The following is an 18,737-nucleotide window of genomic DNA, read 5'->3' on the forward strand; positions in this document are numbered from 1 at the left end:
GTCGGACAACTCAACCTCCCCTAGCGGAGTTTCGGATCGAAGGCCTCACGGACCGCCTCGCCGAGCATCACGAAGCTCAGTACGGCGGTGACGAGGAACCCGGCGGGGAAGAAGAGCAGGAACGGTGAGACCCGAAGGTAGTTCTGCGCCTCACTGATCATGATTCCCCAGGAGACCACCGGACTCTTCAGGCCGACGCCGAGGAAGGAGAGGGTGGCCTCGGCACCGATGAAGGAGCCGACCATGATCGTCCCGTAGACCAGCAGCGGGGCGAGACAGTTCGGCAGCAGGTGCTTGAAGATGATCCGTCCGGTGCTCGCGCCGAGGGCGCGGGCCGCGACGATGTAGTCCGCCTCCTTGGTGGCCAGCACCGAGGAGCGCATCAGCCGCATGGAGACCGGCCAGCTCAGCACCACCAGGGAGATGGTCACCAGCCCCATGATCTCCCACTTGCCGTTCTCCGAGCCCACCCCGTTGAAGGTGGTCAGGATGACGATCGCACCGAGCACGAACGGCAGGCCGAAGAAGACGTCGGCGATCCGGGAGAGCACGGCGTCCACCCAGCCACCGAGGTAGCCGGCGACCATGCCCATCATCCCGCCGAGCAGCAGGGTGCCGGCCACCGCGCTCAACGCCACGATGATCGAGGCGCGGGCACCGTAGATCACCCGGGCGTAGACGTCCCGGCCCTGCACGTCGTAGCCGAACCAGGCGTCGCCCGACGGCGGCACCAGGCTGTTGCTCAGCGCGCCGTTGACCGCGTCCTTCGAGGTGAACAGCCAGGGGAAGGCCGCGAGTACCAGGAAGAAGACGATAAGCGTCGAGGAGATCCAGAAGATCGGCTTGCGGCGCAGGTCGCGCCAGGCGTCACCGAACAGCCCGCGCGGCTTGTTCTTGCGGGCGTTCTCCGGCAGGCCGGCGTCGGTCGGAGAACCGGAGCCGGCCTCCGTCGGGGCGGTCGACGGCGGGGTGGAGACGATGGGTGCGGAGTGCGGGTCGCTCATGCCGCCACCTCACTGCGCTCGGCGTCGGCACGGGGCCCGACGACGACGGTTCGTTCGCGGAACTCACTCATAGCGGATCCTCGGGTCCAGGGCTGCGTAGAGCAGGTCCACCAGCAGGTTCATCACCAGGTAGATGACCACCAGGACGACCACGATGGAGACCACGGTGGCACTCTCCTTGGTGGTGATCGCCCGGTAGACCTGCCGGCCGATGCCGTTGACGTTGAAGATGCCCTCGGTGACGATGGCACCGCCCATCAGCGCACCGAGGTCGGTGCCGAGCAGGGTGACCACCGGGATGAGCGAGTTGCGCAGCAGGTGCACACCGACCACCCGGCGCATCGGCAGGCCCTTGGCGATGGCGGTCCGCACGTAGTCGGCCCGGCGGTTCTCCGCGATGCTGGTGCGGGCCAGCCGGGCCACGTACGCCATGGAGGCGCTGCCGAGCACGAAGCCCGGCACGATGAGCTCGGAGAACTTCACCTCGGACGAGACCGTGGTGCTGATGAGTTTCAGCTGGAACCCGAGCACCCACTGCAGCACGAAACCGATGACGAAGATCGGCAGGGCGATCAGGAACATGGTGGAGACCAGGACCAGGTTGTCCAGGAAGCCGTTGCGGCGCAGACCGGTCAGCACGCCGGCGACGAGGCCGATGACCGCCTCGATCGCCAGGGCGACGAGCGCCAACTTCAGCGTGTTCGGGTACGCCGTGGCGATGATGTCGTTCACCGACCGACCACTGAAGGTCTCCCCGAAGTCGCCCGTGAGCAGGTTGCGCATGTAGTTCGCGTACTGCACCAGGAGCGGCTGGTCGAGATGGAACTTCTCGGTCATGTAGGTGACGTACTGCTCGGGGCAGCGCCGTTCGCCGCACTTGCCGGCGAACGGGTCGCCGGGCACGGACCAGACGAGCCAGTAGATCAGGAACGTCGTCCCGATGAAGACCGGTACGAGTTGGAGCAGCCGCCTCACCAGATAACGGCCCATGGGGTGGTCCTCCAAGGAAGGAACGCGTCGGACGGCCGACACGGGTGGTGACAACGCGCGGGAGCGGGATGGTGTCCCGCGCGGAACGGCCCCGGGCCGGGCTCACGGATATGTGAGCCCGACCCGGGGCTTGAGGTGCTGGGATCAGAGCTCGACCGAGGTGATGTCGAGTTCACCGACCGCGGTGACCTCGAGCTTCTTGATCTTCTCGGAGTGCCCGCCCTGGTTGGCGTAGTAGTAGATCGGCAGGCTCGGCACGTCCTGGTCGATCAGCTTGACGGCCTCGGCGAACTTGGCGTGCGAGGCGTTGATGTCGGCCTGACCGCCCGCCTCCTTGGCCAGCGCGTCGACCTGCGGGTTGCTGTAGCCACCGTCGTTCGAGGAACCACCGGTCACGAAGAGCGGGTTGATCCAGTTCTCGATGTCCGGGTAGTCCTGCTGCCACGCGGCGCGGTACGGGCCCTTCATCTGCTTGGCGTTGATCGCCTGGCGGAAGACCGCGAAGGTCGGCATGCCCTCGGCCCGGGCCTCGATGCCCAGGGTGGTCTTGACCTGCTGGGCGACGGCCTCCATCCACTCCTTGTGGCTGGAGTCGGCGTTGTAGTAGAAGACCATCTCGCCCTCGAAGCCGCTGGAGGCGGCGAAGAGCCGCTTGGCCTCGTCGGGGTTGTAGTCGCAGACGGTGCAGTTGCCGTCAACGGTGCCCGGGGCGAGCGGGTTGGCCCAGCTCTTCGCCGGCGGCCGGGTGCCGAAGAAGATCTTGTCGACGATCTCCTGGCGGTTGATCGAGAGCGAGACCGCCTTGCGGAGGTTGACGTCCTTGTACCGCGCGTCGTAGATCGGGAAGGCGATGAACGCGGTGATCGGGGTGGTGGTGGTGATGGCCCGCTCGCCGAGGTCGCCCTTCCACTTGTCGCCCGCCAGCGCGGAGACCGGGACCTGCTCGGTCCAGTCGAGGTTGCCCGAGACCAGGTCGGCGTAGGCGCTGTCCTCGCTCTGGTAGAGCTTGACGTCGACGTCCTTGATCTTCATCTTGTCGCGCAGGTTGTAGTCGTCGAAGCGCGTCAGCTTGATCAGGACGTCGTCTTCCCAGGACACGAACTTGACCGGGCCGTTGCCGATCGGCTTGCGTCCGAAGTCCTCGGCCTTCTGGGTGAAGAAGGCGTCCGGCAGCGGCATGTACGCCGAGTAGCCGAGCTTGGTCGGCCAGACGGCGGTCGGCGCGGCCAGGGTGACCTCGAAGGTCCAGTCGTCGACGACCTTCAGGCCGGACATCGTCTCGGCGGTCGGCTCGGGGGCCTTCTGCGGGCCCTCGCCGTCCGGGTCCTGCTTGTTGACGTCGTCGAAGCCCTGGATGTCGGCGAAGAACGAGCCGTTCTGGGCGCCGTTGGGCGAGTACGCGGCCCAGTTCCAGGCGTCGACGAAGTTCTTGGCCTTGACCACGGTGCCGTCGTGGAACTTGGTGTCCTGCTTGATCTTGACCGTGTAGACCTTGGAGTCGGTGGTGTCGATCGACTCGGCCACGGCGTTACGCGGGGCGCTGCCGTCGTTCGGGTACTCCACCAGGCCGGTCCAGAGCCAGTCGACGACCTTGCCGCCGCCGGTCTCGGTGGTGTTCGACGGCACCAGCGGGTTCTCCGGCTGGACGCCGTGGATGGTGATCGCGCCGTCGGCGCTGTTGCCGCCCTCGCCGCTATCGCTGTCGCTGGAGCAGCCGGACGCGACGAGCGCGAAAGCCGCGCCCACCGCGACCACGCTGCTCGCCCGCTTCGAGACTCTCATTCGGAGGGGCCTCCTCTTTCTGACCTGGTGCCGTCGTGGGTTTCACGCACGTTGTGGGGGGTATACCGCCCGGCGATCCCATACCACACCGGTCGCCGGTTTTCCGCTGGAAATCGGGACACCCCTGATGCTCCGATCCGCCGGGCCACTGCCCCCGTTCACGGTCGACGCCGCACAGGACAGACGGCCACGAAGCGCTTCGATCAGGAGCGTTCCGCGGCCGGCATGCCGAGTGAGGCGCCTCGCGCAAGGGGGCCGAGGTGTTGCAACTGTGACACCCACCTGCCGCTTCCGTGAAGGTGCCGTTATCAAGACGTTAGTTGGTCGGCACGCGTCCGATACTTGAAAAAAGATCATGAAACCCCCTAAGACACCCCCTCTGAGCTGGGAAAACTCGGTCAGATCGGACCGCCTCAGCGGGTCGCCAAGCGGCACCGAAGGGTGACCTACTCCTCAGTACGAGGCCTCCTCAGCCGCCGCCGAGCCAGGAATTAATGTCCGTCCGGTGGAGCAACGACGCGCCGAGCGGTCATGGTCGACTCACCGGCAGAGGGATAGGGGTGGCGGCCGATGGTGCCGCTGGGCGGAACTACCGGAACTCGGGCGGCCACGCTGAGCGACAGCACCTCCGGCAAGACCACCGTCGCCCCCCGCCCGCCCCGACCTCGGCCGCATCGACAGGCGTGGAACGGGTCCGGCCCCGGCATCCACGTGCGGATGCCGGGGCCGGAGGCCGTCGGACGGTACGACGGTGGTTGACCGCCGCCAGGCGGTACTACAGGTACTACAGCCGCCGTCAGGCGGTGAAGCGCAGCTTGCGACGACGCAGCAGCAGGACGGTGAGCCCGCCCACCGCGAGCAGCAGCACCCCGGCGCTGGCCGCCACCGCGATCGGCGAACCGGTAAGCGGCAGGTCACTGCCGCCGCTCACCGGCGAGGTCGACGGGGCCGGGCTCGCCACCGGGGCCGAGGGGGACGCGGACTCCGACGGCGAGGCCGAGGTCGACTCCGACGGGGTCGGCGACGGGACCGGCGACTCCGACGGCGACTCGCTCGGCGTCGGAGAGGGCGACTCCGACGGCGCGGCGGTGAAGGTCGCCTCCGCCTTGGCGGTGATCTTCGAGCCGGCGCTGCCGCCGAGGATCAACTTCTGGTGCTTGTTCTTGTCACCGGGGAAGAGGAACACCCGGCCGAAGGAGACCGACTCGTCGGCGGAGGCGGTGACGGAGACCTTCCCGGCGTCGTCGCGGGTCAGCCAGAACTGACCCTCGTTGGCCACCGAGGTGACCGGCTTGCCCTCGGCGTCCACGGCGGTGCCGCCGTCGACCGCGAGCGTGATGTCACCGGCCGGACCACGCACCGTGAACGGACCCGCCTTCGCTCCGGCGGTCGCCTCGGCGTCCTTCGGGTCGATGCTCAGCTCGGCCTTCGGCTCGGGCTGGTCGGTGGCGTTGGTGATCAGGTAGTCGTAGATCTTCTTGATCGCGGTGTACTCGATCGGCCGGGTCAGCTCCGGACGGTTGGCCCGGTTGGCCAGCCGGATGCCGTCACTGAAGTGCCAGACGGCGGTCTGGGTGCCGAAGTACAGCACCGTCTGGCGACGTACCGGGCTGAGGTCGGCGGGCAGTTCGGCGCCGGCCGCCGCGAGCAGCGCGTCGGCGTCGGCGTTCGGGTAGCCGTGGGTGAGCACCCACTGCACCTTGCCGAGGTTCTTCACCTGGGACTCGTCCCAGGTGCCCTCCTCGTAGTTCTTGTTCAGGGCGACCGGGGTGTGGAAGTCGATGCAGAAGACCGGGACCGTCTGCTCCCCGATCTTCAGCTCCAGCGCGGAGGTGGTCTCCGGCTTGCTGTTGAGCTGGAGGGTGACCTCGGTGCGGGGTACCTGCTTGGCCTTGCCGGTGACCGGCTCCTCGGCGGCGGCGGGGCTGGCCGCGCCGAGCGCGAGCGCACTGCCGACGACGGTCGCGGCGGCGACCCGCGCCCAGCGCAGTCCTCGTTGTCCGAACATCAGATTCGTGTACCTCTCCCGCAGGGGTGACCCGCTCGGGCGGGTTGAGCGACGCCGCCGTCCCCGCGGGGATGCACCCGCACGCGAGAACGCGACGGGGCATTATCGACCGCCCGAGGGACGCTTGTCAGCCCCGGAAGTAGAGGTATCTCACCTTTGCCCGGATCGTACGCCAAAAACGATCACACGAGACGCCGGTCGGCGGCCCATCGTGACAGCTCGTAGCGGTTCGACATCTGGAGTTTGCGCAGCACGTTCGACACGTGCGTCTCCACCGTCTTGATCGAGATGAACAACTCCTTGGCGATCTCCTTGTACGCGTACCCCCGGGCCAGCAGCCGCAGCACCTCGCGCTCCCGGTTGGTGAGCTGGTCCAGCTCGGGGTCGGCGACCGGGGCGTCCGGCCGGGCGGCGAAGGCGTCCAGCACGAAACCGGCCAGCCGGGGGCTGAACACCGCGTCACCGTCGGCCACCCGACGGATCGCGGCGGTCAACTCGTCCGGCGAGATGGTCTTGGTGACGTACCCCCGCGCCCCGGCCCGGATCAGACCGATCACGTCCTCGGCGGCGTCCGAGACGCTCAACGCCAGGAAACGCACCTGGGGATGGGTACGGCGCATCGCCTCCAGCACGGCCCGGCCACCACCGTCGGGCATGTGCACGTCGAGCAGGACCACGTCCGGCGCGGTGGCCGCGATCCGGCTGACCGCCTCGGCGACCGTGCTGGCCTCTCCGACCACCTCGACGTGCACGCCCAGCTCGGCCCGGACACCGGCCCGGAACATCGCGTGGTCGTCGACCAGGAAGACCCGTAGCCGCTCGGGGCGGGCCTCCGCCTGCTCGACCGGTTCCATCGGCTGATCCGCCATGGTCAACTGTCCCTCTCCGCTGGTGACGAGTCCCGGGACATCGGCATGATCAACCGGACCTCGGTGCCTTCTCCCGGCCCGGTACGGATCTCCGCCCGGCCGCCGTGCCGCTTCATCCGTCCGATGATCGAACCCCGGACCCCGTGCCGATGATTCTCCACGCCGTCGAGGTCGAAGCCCGCGCCCCGGTCCCGGACGAAGGCGCTCACCTGCTCCGGCTCCACCTCGGCGTAGAGCGAGACGGTCTGCACCCCGGCGTGCCGGGCGGCGTTAACCAACGCCTCCCGGGCCGCCGCCACCAGCGCCGCCACCTTCTCGTCGGTCGCCCGGTCCCCCACCACCACCGTCTCCACGGTGATCGCGAAGGTGTCCTCCACCTCGGCGGCGGCCTGTTCCAGGGCGGCGGCGAACCGTTCGCTCGGCGACGCCGTCGGCTTGTAGAGCCAGCTGCGCAGGGACCGCTCCTGCCCGCGGGCCAACCGCTGCACCATCTTGGTGTCGGTGGCGTTGCGCTGGATCAACGCCAGCGTGTGCAGTACCTGGTCGTGCACCATGGCGGCCAGCTCGGCGCGTTCCTGCTCCCGGATCCGGCCCTCGCGCTCGGAGCGCAGCTGGTTGAACGTACGCCAGAGCACCGGCGCCGCCACCACGCCGACCCCGGCCAGCCCGACCAGGGCGAAGATCACGCCGTTGAGCACCGCGTCGAAGTTCTGCGCCGGGGAGTAGACCGCGGCCACCCCGATGATGCCCACCGCGACCAGGACCCCGCCGCCGATGAAGCGCAACACGAAGGCCCGCCGGTCGGTCTCCTCCACCACCGCGCCCAACCACGGCACCGGCATCGAATCGCCCCACTGGCGGCGTCGCTCCGGGGCGGACTGGTGCCAGATCACCCCGGCCCCGACCGCGATGATCGCCACCAGCCAGCCGGCGGTGCCGGCCGCGCCGACCGAGTCGAAGACGAACACCTGGACCATCAGGACCAACAGGCCGATCAGTACGAACGGCAGGAGCTGGTGGAGGTCGCGTCGAGCCGGTACGGCGGTGTCACCGGGCCGCAGCGGCACCACCGCCCAGAAGGCGGCGTAGAGCAGCAGGCCGAGCCCGCTCAGCCCGAGCAGCAGCATGAACGCGATCCGGACCCGCAGCACCGAGATGCCGAGGTGGTCGGCGAGGCCGGCGGCCACCCCGGCGGCCATCCGGTGCTCCGGTGCCCGGTACAGGCGCGGTGGCTGGGTCACGGTAGTGATCGGAAACTCCCTGGTCACGGGTACGCCGTCCGAGCGGCGCGTGCTCCGATCGTCACACGCCCGGACGACCGGCTACCACGGGGACGTCCCCGACATTCGCCCTCGGCGGATATCAGGGTGGGGTCAGGGTCGCCACCGGAGGCCGCCCGGCCTCCCCGGCGAGCAGGATCGTGGCTATGACCGAGGAAGCCGCTCCGTCCTCCCACCCCGGGACGACACCGCCGCCCGGCCCGCCGCCGTCACCCGGCCCACCGCCACCCGGGTACGGCGCGCCGGGGCCCGGCGACGACCGGTCCGTCCCCCCGTTCGGCACTGCCGGCTTCACCTCCCGGTACGGCCTGGTCCGCCCGCACGACGGGCGTTACCTGGCCGGGGTCTGTGCGGCGGTCGGCCGGGCCACCAACACCGACCCGGTGCTCTGGCGGGTACTGCTGGCGGTGCTCGGCTTCTTCGGCGGCATCGGCATCCTGATCTACGTCGCGGCCTGGTTGGTCATCCCGGGCGAGGGCGACACCGCCAGTCCGGTCGAGTCGATGCTGGGCCGCGGCCGCTCCGCGATGTCCCCGGTCACCGTGATCGTGTTGAGCATCCTGGTCGCGGTGAGTTTCGGGTACATCGTCACCGACGCGTTCCGGGCCGTGCTGCTCGGCGCGACGATCCTGGTCGGCGGGGCGCTGCTGCTCAACCGGGACCGACGCGGGGCCGCCCCGCCGGAGTACCCGGTGGGTCACCCGGCACCGTTCGCCCCGGCGACGACCGCCCCGGGCCCACTGCCCCGGCACACCCCCGTGCCCACCGGCGACCCGACCGCCTTTCCCACGAGCGGGTCGCACCCACTGCCCCCAGGCGGAGCCGCCATGCCCTCGACAGGTCCTGCGCACCCCTTCGGCCAGCCCGCCGGCACGGCGCCGGCATGGCCACCGCGGCCACCGGCACGTGGCCGTCCGGGAACTCCACCGCTGCCGCAACCGGGGGGTTGGTCGGCATCTCCGGGTGGTTATCCGCCACCGCCGCACCCGCCGGCCGGGCACCGGCCGTCGCTGCCGGGTGCGTACGGTCCGGCGGCGTACCCCTCGCCACCGCCGGCCGATGGTCCTGGTCGCCCACCACTGCCAGCGGCCGTCGGCTCCGGAGCGCCCTCACCTGCCGGCGGTTCCGGATCAGCGCTGCCGGCTTCCGGCGGCCACGGACCAGCGGTGCCCGCCGGCGGTTCCGGATCAGCGCTGCTGGCTCCCGGTGGTCAGGGACCAGCGGTGCCCGCCGGCGGCTACGGGCCACCGCCACCTCCCGGTGGCTACGGACCACCATCGTCTCCCGGTGGCTACGGACCACCACCGCCACCTTCCGGTGGCTACGGGCCACCACCGCCACCTTCCGGTGGCTACCGGCCGCCGTTCGCGCCGCACGGGCCGTACGCCGGGCCGTACCCGGGGGCACCCCGACCCGCCGCACCACCGCCCCGCCGGCCGAAACGGCCCCGGGAACGGTCCCGGCTGGGCGCCGCCACCTTCTCGCTGATCTTCCTCGCGTTGGGTGTGGTGGGTGTGCTCGACCTGGCCGGGGCCATCGAGGTCGGCGCGTCGGCGTACTTCGCGGCCGCCCTGACCACCATCGGCGGCGGCCTGCTGGTCGGCACCTGGTTCGGCCGGGCCCGCTGGCTGATCGCTCTCGGGCTGGTCACCGCGGCAGCGCTCGGCTTCGTCACCCTCGCCGAGTCCTACGACCGGATCCGCGGTGTCGACGGGAACGTCACCTGGTCGCCCGCCGACCACCGCGAGCTGGCCAACCGGTACGAGAACAGCTTCGGCGACGCCGTGCTGGACCTACGCGCGATCGACTTCGAGGGGCGGGACACGGAGGTCACCATGTCGATCAATTTCGGTGAGGCCACGGTGGTGGTGCCACCGGAGGTGGACGTCACGGTGGTGGCCGACGTGAAGGCCGGGGACGCCGTCGTCTTCGGGCAGCGCTCCGCCGGGGTGAACGGCCGCCCCCGGGAGACGACCGACCTCGGCGGGGACGGCGCGGGCGGCGGCACGCTGCGCCTCTACGTGCACGTCAACGCCGGCAATCTGGAGGTGACCCGGTGAAGGCACACCGTACCGATCTGATCAGTCTCGCCTTCGGGCTGATCTTCCTGGGTGTCGCGGCCTGGTGGCTGCTCGCCCAGCTGCTCGGCTTCGCGGTACCGGCGATCGGTTGGTTCCTGGCCGGGGCGTTGCTGCTGATCGGCGTGCTCGGCCTGATCGGGGCGCTGCGCTCGGGGCGCCCCCAGGCAGCCCCACCGGCTCCGGCCTCTCCGGCGGCGCCTGGAGTCGAGGACGGGGCCGACCCGACGGAGGGCGGTGACGCCACCGGACCGACGGGGGTCGGTGACGGCACCGGACCGACGGCGGACGGCGGACCGACGGCAGACGGTGATCCAGTGGCGGACGGTGATCCGGTCGCGGACGGTGATCCGGTCGCGGCCGTAACCGCCGATCCGTCCACCGGGGCCCCGGACCACCGGCCGGGCCAGGACCACCGGCCGGGCCAGGACCGACCGGGTGGCTGACCACGGCGGTACTGCCGCTGTCCCGAGCCGCCTATGCTGGCCTGAGGAGATCTCGCCGCAGTCCCTCGGTGCGCGTCACCGGGCCGCACCGCCCCGATCGCCCTCCGCTACCCCGTCAGGAGCCCGTCCACGATGACCCAGTTCCCCGCCGTGCCCACCTCCGGCCGGTCCGGTCCGGTCCGTGTCGGCGAGCGAGCCGCCCGTACCCTCGTCACCGAGCTCGCCCGCCGCAACGACCCGAAGCCCGCCCTGCTGGTCGGCGCGACCCCGGGAGCCGCGGTTCTCGCCGCCGCGTTCGAGTCGCTGCTCCCCGGCGACCAGCTCACCGTCGTACCCGCCGCCACGGTCACCGGTGCCGAGCTGCGCGAGCACGTGGCGGCCCAGGGCCGCTGGGTCGCCGACCGGGTACGCGTCGTGGACACCCTCGCCGAGGCCGACGCCGCCGAGGTGGTCATCGCGGCCGAGCCGCTGACCGGCACCGCCGACGAGGCCCGCGGTGTCGTCGACAGCCTGACCAAGTACCTGGCCGACGGGGCGGTGCTCTGCCTGGCGGTGCCCGCCGGGCCGGGACGTACCGACGGTGCGGCCGACGAGCTGGACCGGCAGGGCGTCCTCTTCGGCGTCGGCGTCGACCTGGTGCTGCGCAACCCGCCGCCGGTACGGGTGTACCGGTTGCGTTTCACGCCTGCCGCGGTCGGTCAGGCCGCCCAGCTCGCCCCGGCGTACCGACCGTCGAGCGTGCCGCTGACCCGCGGCATGCACCTGGACTCCAACGGGGTGGCGGCGGCCGGGATCGCCCTCGGGTTGGCGGCGGTGGCCCGGCTGACCCGGCCGAAGTCGAAGCTGTGGCTGGTGCCGGCGCTGGCCGCCGGGCCGGTGGCCGCCTTCTTCCGGGATCCGGAGCGGGACGTGCCGGAGGATCCCACCGCCGTGGTGGCCCCCGCCGACGGCCGGGTCCTCTCGGTACAGCGGCTGCACGACGAGCGGTTCGGCCCGGGCGAGTGGCTCCGGGTCGCGGTCTTCCTGTCGGTGCTGGACGTGCACGTCAACCGTTCCCCGGTGGCCGGCAAGGTGGTCGACTACTTCGTCGCCGACGGCGGTTTCGCCAATGCCATGAAGCCGGAGGCGGAGCACAACGTCGCCGCGTACACGGTGCTTGACACCGAACGCGGCACGGTGGTGGTGGCGCAGCGTACCGGCCTGATCGCCCGTCGGATCGTGCAGCGGGCCCCGGTCGGCGCGCTGCTGGCCCGGGGTGAGCGGTTCGGGCTGATCCGGTTCGGCTCCCGGACCGACGTCTACCTGCCGGTGGAGGCCGCCGAGCCGCTGGTCGGCCCCGGCGACAAGGTGATCGGCGGATCCACGGTCGTCGCCCGCTGGCGCTGAGACCGCGAGGACGCCGAAGGGGGCACCGCTCGCGCGGTGCCCCCTTCGGCGTCAGGGTCGTCGTCGGCTCAGGCCGCCCGGCGCTGGCGCAGCCGGGTGCTCAGGCCGCCCGGCGCTGGTGCAGCCAGAGCAGCGGGCCGCTGGCCAGGTAGCCCACCACGATCAGGGCGAAGGTGAGCCGGACATCGATCAGCGCACCGGTCACCGGCACCAGCAACACCCACGGCGGCAGCTTGACCAGCCGGGCGAGCTTGGCGTACGGGAAGCTGGAGACCATCGTGAACGCCAGCACCGCCACCCCGGCCACCTGCACCACGGCCGGCACCGGCAGGCCGATCAGGACCGCGAGCGCCATGACGGCGGCGGCCATCGTGGTGGGCACCCCGCAGAAGAACCGGCCGTCCTTCGGCGAGACGTTGAACCGGGCGAGCCGGATCGCCGCGCAGGCGGCGACGAGAGCGGCGGCCACCGCGGCGGCCGGCATGGGCGCCGAGCCGGCCAGCGAGGCGTAGACCACCACGGGCGCGGCGAGACCGAAGGAGCACATGTCGGCCAGCGAGTCCATCTGAGCGCCGAACGGGCTGGCGACACCGAGCTTGCGGGCCAGCATCCCGTCGAGGCCGTCGAAGGCCACGCAGGCGATCAGGAGCGCCGCCGCGATGCGTACGTCGCCCTGCATGGCCACGAAGATGGCGGTGATGCCGAGCATCAGGCTGGCCAGGGTGCACGCGTTGACAAGCGCGAACTTCATCCGACGGCTGGTGGTGCGGGCACCGGGCAGCAGCGGGATCGAGATCGCGGGCGACTCGTCGTCGACCGGTGTGCTGGGCGCGAGGGCCGGGCTGACCGGCGCGACGGCTGTCGCCTCGGTGTCCAGCGGCGGGACGGTTGTGGTCTCGGTCCGCGGGTAGCGGCCCAGACCGTAGCGGCGACGTGACCGTTCGAGATGACGCGGCTCGGGCAGCATCAGGTCCGTGCTGCCGGACGGGTCACCGTTCTGACGACCGACCCGTACCAGCAGCACCTGTCGGGCGAACGTGCTGCTGCGGCGCAACGGGCCCGCCCAACGACGTCCTGCGGGGCGCGGACTGTCAGTCGTACGACGCCGGCGCCAGGGGGCTCTCGGCACTGTTCCTCCATCACCGGATCGGCTCACCGCCACGGGGGGCGGGTGTCCGGCTGTCTCGTGCCGGACCTTCTTCTGGCCCGGCAGCCGTTTCAGCGGAGTACACAATCGCACAGGGAACGGCGGTTGGCGATAGCTGCCGGCGGTACTTATACCTCCCGTAACCGCACGAACCGCTCAGTTCTTCCCCTGTCGGGCAACCTGCCCGGTTTTCGCGCTGGTGTCCACGGTGATCGGACCGATGTTCGCGGCAAAAAGCCCGTTTTCACCAACAACTTTCACCTGCCGACTCTACCGGAGGTGGGCCAGATCGGCCTGTCGGGTGTACGCCGGGTCCGGTGTCCCCCGATCGCCCGGCTGGCGACTCCGGTCAGCCGCAGCCCGCCCACCTGCTGCGGGGTGAACCAGGCGGCCCGGGCCGTCGAGCCGCCGGCCGCCTCGGTCACCACCGCCTCGGTCGGGGTGTCGATGATCACTCGGAAGACCACCCGGACGCCGTGCCAGTCCAGCGGCCGGCCCTCGGGACCGACCGCCGCCGGGTCGTGCAGATTGTCCACGTCCAACAGCTCCAACACCCGCCCGAACTGGCCGGTCTCCTCGACCAACTCCCTCAGCAGCGCGGTGACCGGCTGCTCGCCGTGATCGGTACCGCCACCGGGCAGGTGCCAACGGCCGGCACTCGGGTACCCCTCGGCGATCATCGTGAGCAGGATCCGTCCGGCCGGGTCGGTGACCAGCCCGTACGCCGCGAAACGCTGCCGTTGGTCGGCCACGTCCCGCCCCGCCCCGGCACTCACCGGCACCGGCGGTGGCAGTGGCACCGGCGGTGGCAGCGCGGTGACGGGCAGGCCGAGCAGGTCGGCGGTGAACGGCATCAGCGGCACCCGGCCCGCCTCGTCCGGGGTGAACCAGGCGGCCTCGGCCACCCCGCCGTCGGCATCCACGCGCAGTACGCCGGGGCCGGCCTCGGCGTCGAAGAGGATCCGGTCGACGTGGCAGGTGCGGTCCGGCAGCCGGACGAGGTCCGCGACGGCGGCCCGGGGCCCGAGCACGTGGACGGTGAGGCCGGTTTCCTCCGCGACCCTGCGGACCAGCGCGTGCGCCGGGTGCTCGGCGTGCCGCGGTCCACCACCGGGCAGCTGCCACACGCCGGGAAAGTGGCACCGGGCCGAGCCCCGGACCAGCAGCACCCGGTCACCGTCGCGTACCAGCCCGTACGCCCCGATCCGCCGAACCGACTCCATCGGTGCAACCCTCCCCGCCCGTCCCGCCCCGTCGCTCAAGAGGCTAACCAGGGTCGAGGCCGGCGTGCCGCCCGGTCCGCTCCCCGACCGGCGGGCAGGGAGGGTGGGGACGGGCGGGGAGGGGGTCAGGTGAGCTGCGCGGCCTGGACGGCCTCGGCGGTGACCTCGGTCAGGCTGGTGGTGGGCAGCGCACCCAGCTCCTCCCGGGCGAACCAGCGCGCCTCGCAGGTGGAGCCACCGACGTCGGTGACGGCGCAGGGCGCCGGCTGGTCGACCATCACCCGGTAGAAGGCGCGGACGCCGTGCCAGTCGATCGGGTAGCCCTCCGGGCCGAGTGAGGCGGCGTCCCGGTGGCTGGCGACCCCGAGCAGCTCCACGAGTCGTCCGGTCTGCCCGGTCTCCTCGACCAGCTCCCGGATCAGCGCGGCACCCGGCTGCTCGCCGTAGTCCGTGCCGCCGCCGGGCAGGTGCCAGCAACCGGCGCCGGGGTAACCGTCGGAGACCCGGGTGAGCAGCACCCGGCCCGCCGGGTCGGTGGCCACCGCGTACGCGGCGAAACGCTGCGCCCGGTGCAGCCCGTCGGGGCCGGGCACGGCGTAGAAGGAGGGGAACTCGGGGGCCTCGTCGGGCACCACGTCGGCCGAGGAGGCGGGCAGGCCCAGCGCGCGGGCGGTGAACGACCGTAGCGGGAGCAGCCGGGCCTCGTCGAGGGTCACCCAGCGGACCAGGTCGGTCGGGCGGTCCACCCGCTCGGTGAGCGTGCCGCCGCGCACCGAGACGCGGTAGATCAGCCGGTCGGTGTGGATGGTGATGCCGCGGTCGGCCAGCGCCCGCATGTCGGCCAGCACGTCGGCCAGGCCGGAGACGGCGACGGAGAGGCCGGTCTCGGCGGCGGTCTCCCGGACGACCGTGTGGTTCGGGTCCTCGCCGTGGTCGACGGCTCCACCGGGCAACGACCAGGTGCCGGGGGTGCCGGAGCGCTCCGATGCGCGGACCAGCAACACTCGGCCGAGGGAATCAGCACAAACTGCGTATGCCGCGATCCTGCGGAGCGGCTCCAGCAAGGTGGTCACGGGGGGAAATTCTCCCCGGATGGCGTTACCGCAGCGGAACAGAGTCGGATTCCTGACTCTAACCTCGGCATTGAGGATCATTCAGGGTATGGCACGTCGGGGACCACTCAGGGTCGGGATCCGGGCCTTCACCGAGGTCGGCCCGGCTGCCGGCGTGGACCGTGGAGACATGACCTCGACGCACGCACCTCAGCCCCCGTACAAGCAACTCCGACGCCCGACGACCGACCGCATGCTGGCCGGGGTGGCCAGCGGGGTCGGCCGCTACTTCGCCGTCGACCCGACGCTGATCCGAGTGGTCTTCGCCGTGGCGACCCTGCTCACCGCCGGTGTCGCGGCGCTCGCGTACCCGGTGATGTGGTTCCTGATGCCCGAGGAGCCGGCGGGCGCGCCCGCCTGGCCGCACCAGACGGGCACCGCGCCACACCCGACGGGCCCGCCGCAGTGGCCCACCCCGGGCCCGTTCGGGCAGTCACCGCACGACCCGCCGGCCGCGCCGCCGGCAGCCACCACCCCACCGTCGGCGGCTACCGCGCCGGTGCCGCCGGCCGGCTGACGGTGGTCACTCCCACTCGATGGTGCCCGGCGGCTTGCTGGTCACGTCCAGCACCACCCGGTTGACCTCGGCGACCTCGTTGGTGATCCGGGTGGAGATCTTCGCGACCACCTCGTAGGGCAGCCGGGACCAGTCGGCGGTCATCGCGTCCTCGCTGGAGACCGGGCGCAGCACCACGGGATGCCCGTAGCTGCGCCCGTCACCCTGCACCCCGACGCTGCGCACGTCGGCCAGGAGCACCACCGGGAACTGCCAGACGCCCCGGTCCAGGCCCGCGGCGGTCAGCTCCTCGCGGGCGATCAGGTCGGCCTGGCGGAGCAGGTCGAGCCGCTCCTGGTCGACCGCGCCGATGATCCGGATGGCCAGCCCGGGGCCGGGGAACGGGTGCCGCCAGACCATCGCCTCGGGCAGGCCCAGTTGCAGGCCGAGCGCGCGGACCTCGTCCTTGAAGAGCGTACGCAGCGGCTCGACCAGGGCGAACTTCAGATCCTCAGGCAGCCCGCCGACGTTGTGGTGGCTCTTGATGTTGGCGGTGCCGGTGCCGCCACCGGACTCCACCACGTCCGGGTAGAGGGTGCCCTGCACCAGGAACTCGACGTCGCCGTGCGCGGCGACCTCCCGGGCGGCGGCCTCGAAGACCCGGATGAACTCCCGGCCGATGATCTTGCGCTTCTGCTCCGGGTCGGTCACCCCGGCCAGCGCACCGAGGAACCGGTCGGCCGCGTCGACCACCTTCAGCTTGATCCCGGTGGCCGCGACGTAGTCCTTCTCCACCTGCTCGGCCTCGCCGGCACGCAGCAGCCCGTGGTCGACGAAGACGCAGGTGAGCTGGTCACCGACGGCCCGGTGGACAAGCGCGGCGGCGACCGCGGAGTCCACCCCGCCGCTGAGAGCGCAGATGACCTCCTTGTCGCCGACCTGCGCCCGGATCCGGGCCACCTGCTCGTCGATGATGTTCTCCGGCGTCCAGGTGGGCTCGATGCCGGCGATGTCGTACAGGAAGCGGGTGAGCATCTCCTGGCCGTGCGCGGTGTGCCCGACCTCGGGGTGGAACTGCACCCCGGCCCGGCGACCGGCCAGGTCCTCGAAGGCCGCCACCGGCGCGCCCGCCGACTCGGCGGTCACCGTGAAGCCCGCCGGGGCCTCCGTCACGCAGTCGCCGTGACTCATCCAGACCGGCAGGTCCGCCGGCAGGTCCCGGAGCAGCACCCCGGGGTCGAGCAGCCGGGGACGCAGCGGGGTGCCGCCGTACTCCCGGTTGCCGGTCCGGGCGACCGTGCCGCCGAGCGCCTGCGCCATCGCCTGGAAGCCGTAGCAGATGCCGAAGACCGGCACGTCCGAGGTGAAGACGTCGGCGTCGATCCGCGGGGCACCGGGGGCGTAGACACTGGACGGGCCGCCGGAGAGGATGATCGCGGCCGGATCCTTGGCCAGCATCTCGGCGACCGGCATCGAGTGCGGGACGATCTCGGAGTAGACCCGCGCCTCACGTACCCGCCGCGCGATGAGCTGGGCGTACTGGGCTCCGAAGTCCACCACCAGGACAGGGCGAGGCGTGCTCATGGCGAGAAAGCCTACCCACAGCCGTTCCCCGGGTGGCGGGTGGCGTCGGATCGGGGAAACGGTGGCGTCCTGACCCTGGTTCTGCGAAAGCAGCACCCCACCGTGGCGGTTTTCGGGCGATCATGTCGGTTGGGCGCGGGGGAACCTCGACGCCGGGGGCGCTGCCGCGCCCGTACCGGAGAGGAGGCCCGGTGGCGTACCAGGTCTGGTCGTCCCACCGGCGGTGGTGGGTGGGGCTCGCGGCGTTGGCCGTGGTCGCCCTGCTCGCGGCCGGCACGGTGGTCACCGCCCGGCTGGTCGGCGGGTCCGGCGACAGCACCGCCCGGCCCACCGTCGGCCCGGGTGGTACCCCGACGCCGTCACCCACGCCCAGCCCGACGCCGCCACCGGGTGCCGACCTGACCGGGCCGTTGACGTTCCTGATCGTCGGGGTGGACACCCGGGTCAGCGTGCCCGACTGGGAACCGCACGCCGACGCCGTGCTCTTGCTGCACGTCGAGCGGGCACTCGACCGGGCGTACCTCTTCTCGCTCCCCCGCGACCTGCTGGTCGACATCCCGGCCTACCCGGTCGCCGGCTACCGGGGCGGGCGGACGAAACTCACCCACGCGATGAGCTACGGCAGCCGGGTGCCGGGCAGGCGCGAGCGACCCGACACCGCCCAGGGGTACGAGCTGCTGCGCCGGACGGTCACCGACTACACCGGGTTGCGCGTCGACGCCGGGGCGGTACTGACCTTCAACGGCTTCGACAAGCTGGTGGACTCCCTCGGCGGGGTGGACCTCTACATCGACCAGCGGACCGTCTCGCTGCACCGCAAGCCCGACGGCAAGCACCGGGATCCCGGTCCCGGCGGGTACGTCGGCCCGCAGATGGTCTACGAGAAGGGTGAGCGGCACCTCAACGGCTGGCAGGCGATCGACTACGCCCGCCAGCGGTACATCACCGGTGGCGACTACGCCCGGCAACGCCACCAGCAGCAGCTGATCCGGGCCCTGGTGACCAAGATCTACGACCAGGGCCTGGCCCGGCAGCCGGACCGGGTGGAGCAGGTGGTCGCCGCCCTCGGCGACACCCTGATCTACACCGGCGGCCCGCGGATCGTGGACGTGGCGTACGCCCTGGGTGCGCTGCCGCCCGACGCGCTGACCCTGGTCGGGCTGCCCGGCGACTCGGTCGGCAAGGGCAGCGGCTACCGGGGCGAGCAGCTCACCGACGTCGGCCGGTCGTTCCTCACCGAGCTGCGCGCCGGCCGGGTCCAGGAGTACCTCGCCGACCATCCGAAGCTGCGGGTGACCAACTGAGCCCCCGACGGTGAGCGGGGTTCCCCTC

General features: G+C 71.5%; 14 protein-coding genes and 1 pseudogene. 5 read left to right on the plus strand and 10 right to left on the minus strand.

Going from position 1 to position 18,737, the window contains the following annotated elements; translation table 11 throughout:
* Window positions 1–20 precede the first annotated feature (20 nt).
* The 6 genes from ACN28G_RS21645 to ACN28G_RS21670 all read right to left on the minus strand — a co-directional run bounded on the left by ACN28G_RS21645 (window position 21) and on the right by ACN28G_RS21670 (window position 7,894).
* Window positions 21–1,004, minus strand: coding sequence for an ABC transporter permease (locus ACN28G_RS21645; RefSeq protein WP_421480224.1), 984 nt, complete (start codon window positions 1,002–1,004; stop codon window positions 21–23).
* A 63-nt stretch (window positions 1,005–1,067) separates the two neighbouring features.
* Complete coding sequence (locus ACN28G_RS21650) at window positions 1,068–1,994, minus strand: ABC transporter permease (protein WP_091443692.1); 927 nt, start codon at window positions 1,992–1,994, stop codon at window positions 1,068–1,070.
* Between the two features lie 144 nt (window positions 1,995–2,138).
* The gene (locus ACN28G_RS21655) at window positions 2,139–3,776 is read right to left on the minus strand and encodes a peptide ABC transporter substrate-binding protein (RefSeq protein ID WP_421480225.1); all 1,638 of its coding nucleotides are present in this window, start codon (window positions 3,774–3,776) and stop codon (window positions 2,139–2,141) included.
* Window positions 3,777–4,572: 796 nt separating this feature from the next.
* On the minus strand, window positions 4,573–5,784 hold the full coding sequence (locus ACN28G_RS21660; RefSeq protein WP_175440652.1) for a thioester domain-containing protein: 1,212 nt from the start codon (window positions 5,782–5,784) through the stop codon (window positions 4,573–4,575).
* 182 nt (window positions 5,785–5,966) lie between these two features.
* The gene (locus ACN28G_RS21665) at window positions 5,967–6,653 is read right to left on the minus strand and encodes a response regulator (protein WP_091443703.1); all 687 of its coding nucleotides are present in this window, start codon (window positions 6,651–6,653) and stop codon (window positions 5,967–5,969) included.
* A gap of 2 nt (window positions 6,654–6,655) precedes the next feature.
* A complete protein-coding gene (locus ACN28G_RS21670) occupies window positions 6,656–7,894 on the minus strand; it encodes a PspC domain-containing protein (RefSeq protein ID WP_373868396.1) in 1,239 nt (412 codons plus the stop codon).
* A gap of 185 nt (window positions 7,895–8,079) precedes the next feature.
* Between ACN28G_RS21670 and ACN28G_RS21675 the strand changes: the two genes are divergently transcribed.
* The 3 genes and pseudogenes from ACN28G_RS21675 (at window position 8,080) to ACN28G_RS21685 (ending at window position 11,843) form a co-directional block, all read left to right on the plus strand.
* Window positions 8,080–9,993 carry a PspC domain-containing protein gene (locus ACN28G_RS21675; RefSeq protein ID WP_091443709.1) on the plus strand — a complete coding sequence of 638 codons (1,914 nt, stop codon included), beginning with the start codon at window positions 8,080–8,082 and terminating at the stop codon, window positions 9,991–9,993.
* A pseudogene (locus tag ACN28G_RS21680) lies at window positions 9,990–10,247 on the plus strand (hypothetical protein); the annotation flags it as partial. The gene ACN28G_RS21675 and the pseudogene ACN28G_RS21680, both read left to right, overlap by 4 nt.
* Window positions 10,248–10,589: 342 nt before the next feature.
* A complete protein-coding gene (locus tag ACN28G_RS21685) occupies window positions 10,590–11,843 on the plus strand; it encodes a phosphatidylserine decarboxylase (protein ID WP_091443712.1) in 1,254 nt (417 codons plus the stop codon).
* 100 nt (window positions 11,844–11,943) lie between these two features.
* Here the strand turns inward: ACN28G_RS21685 and ACN28G_RS21690 are convergent, their stop codons facing one another.
* From ACN28G_RS21690 to ACN28G_RS21700, 3 genes are all read right to left on the minus strand, one after another.
* Complete coding sequence (locus ACN28G_RS21690; protein ID WP_091443715.1) at window positions 11,944–12,897, minus strand: CDP-alcohol phosphatidyltransferase family protein; 954 nt, start codon at window positions 12,895–12,897, stop codon at window positions 11,944–11,946.
* A gap of 350 nt (window positions 12,898–13,247) precedes the next feature.
* Window positions 13,248–14,213, minus strand: a complete 966-nt coding sequence (locus ACN28G_RS21695) for an NUDIX hydrolase (RefSeq protein WP_421480226.1) — start codon at window positions 14,211–14,213, stop codon at window positions 13,248–13,250.
* 125 nt (window positions 14,214–14,338) lie between these two features.
* Entirely contained in the window at window positions 14,339–15,286 is a 948-nt protein-coding gene (locus tag ACN28G_RS21700) for an NUDIX hydrolase (protein WP_091443722.1), read from the minus strand.
* 169 nt (window positions 15,287–15,455) lie between these two features.
* On the opposite strand from ACN28G_RS21700, the gene ACN28G_RS21705 reads away from it, so the two are divergent.
* Window positions 15,456–15,842 (plus strand): PspC domain-containing protein, encoded by a 387-nt coding sequence (locus ACN28G_RS21705; protein ID WP_091447334.1) that lies wholly within the window; start codon window positions 15,456–15,458, stop codon window positions 15,840–15,842.
* A gap of 6 nt (window positions 15,843–15,848) precedes the next feature.
* Here the strand turns inward: ACN28G_RS21705 and guaA are convergent, their stop codons facing one another.
* Window positions 15,849–17,405: a glutamine-hydrolyzing GMP synthase gene (gene guaA / locus ACN28G_RS21710; RefSeq protein ID WP_421480227.1), complete on the minus strand. Its 1,557-nt coding sequence runs from the start codon at window positions 17,403–17,405 to the stop codon at window positions 15,849–15,851.
* A gap of 191 nt (window positions 17,406–17,596) precedes the next feature.
* Here guaA and ACN28G_RS21715 point away from each other — a divergent pair, with 191 nt between their 5' ends.
* The gene (locus tag ACN28G_RS21715) at window positions 17,597–18,709 is read left to right on the plus strand and encodes an LCP family protein (RefSeq protein ID WP_421480228.1); all 1,113 of its coding nucleotides are present in this window, start codon (window positions 17,597–17,599) and stop codon (window positions 18,707–18,709) included.
* Window positions 18,710–18,737 lie beyond the last annotated feature (28 nt).

It is taken from the genome of Micromonospora sp. WMMA1923 (assembly GCF_049179195.1).
Taxonomy (GTDB): Bacteria; Actinomycetota; Actinomycetes; order Mycobacteriales; family Micromonosporaceae; genus Micromonospora; species Micromonospora yangpuensis.

Excerpts from the sequence above, each read along its gene's own strand:
- ACN28G_RS21665 (WP_091443703.1), bottom strand. The coding sequence starts at position 6,653 with ATGGCGGATCAGCCGATGGAACCGGTCGAGCAGGCGGAGGCCCGCCCC.
- ACN28G_RS21650 (WP_091443692.1), bottom strand. The coding sequence starts at position 1,994 with ATGGGCCGTTATCTGGTGAGGCGGCTGCTCCAACTCGTACCGGTCTTC.
- ACN28G_RS21685 (WP_091443712.1), top strand. The coding sequence starts at position 10,590 with ATGACCCAGTTCCCCGCCGTGCCCACCTCCGGCCGGTCCGGTCCGGTC.
- ACN28G_RS21655 (WP_421480225.1), bottom strand. The coding sequence starts at position 3,776 with ATGAGAGTCTCGAAGCGGGCGAGCAGCGTGGTCGCGGTGGGCGCGGCT.
- ACN28G_RS21695 (WP_421480226.1), bottom strand. The coding sequence starts at position 14,213 with ATGGAGTCGGTTCGGCGGATCGGGGCGTACGGGCTGGTACGCGACGGT.
- ACN28G_RS21705 (WP_091447334.1), top strand. The coding sequence starts at position 15,456 with ATGACCTCGACGCACGCACCTCAGCCCCCGTACAAGCAACTCCGACGC.
- ACN28G_RS21645 (WP_421480224.1), bottom strand. The coding sequence starts at position 1,004 with ATGAGCGACCCGCACTCCGCACCCATCGTCTCCACCCCGCCGTCGACC.
- ACN28G_RS21675 (WP_091443709.1), top strand. The coding sequence starts at position 8,080 with ATGACCGAGGAAGCCGCTCCGTCCTCCCACCCCGGGACGACACCGCCG.
- ACN28G_RS21660 (WP_175440652.1), bottom strand. The coding sequence starts at position 5,784 with ATGTTCGGACAACGAGGACTGCGCTGGGCGCGGGTCGCCGCCGCGACC.
- guaA (WP_421480227.1), bottom strand. The coding sequence starts at position 17,405 with ATGAGCACGCCTCGCCCTGTCCTGGTGGTGGACTTCGGAGCCCAGTAC.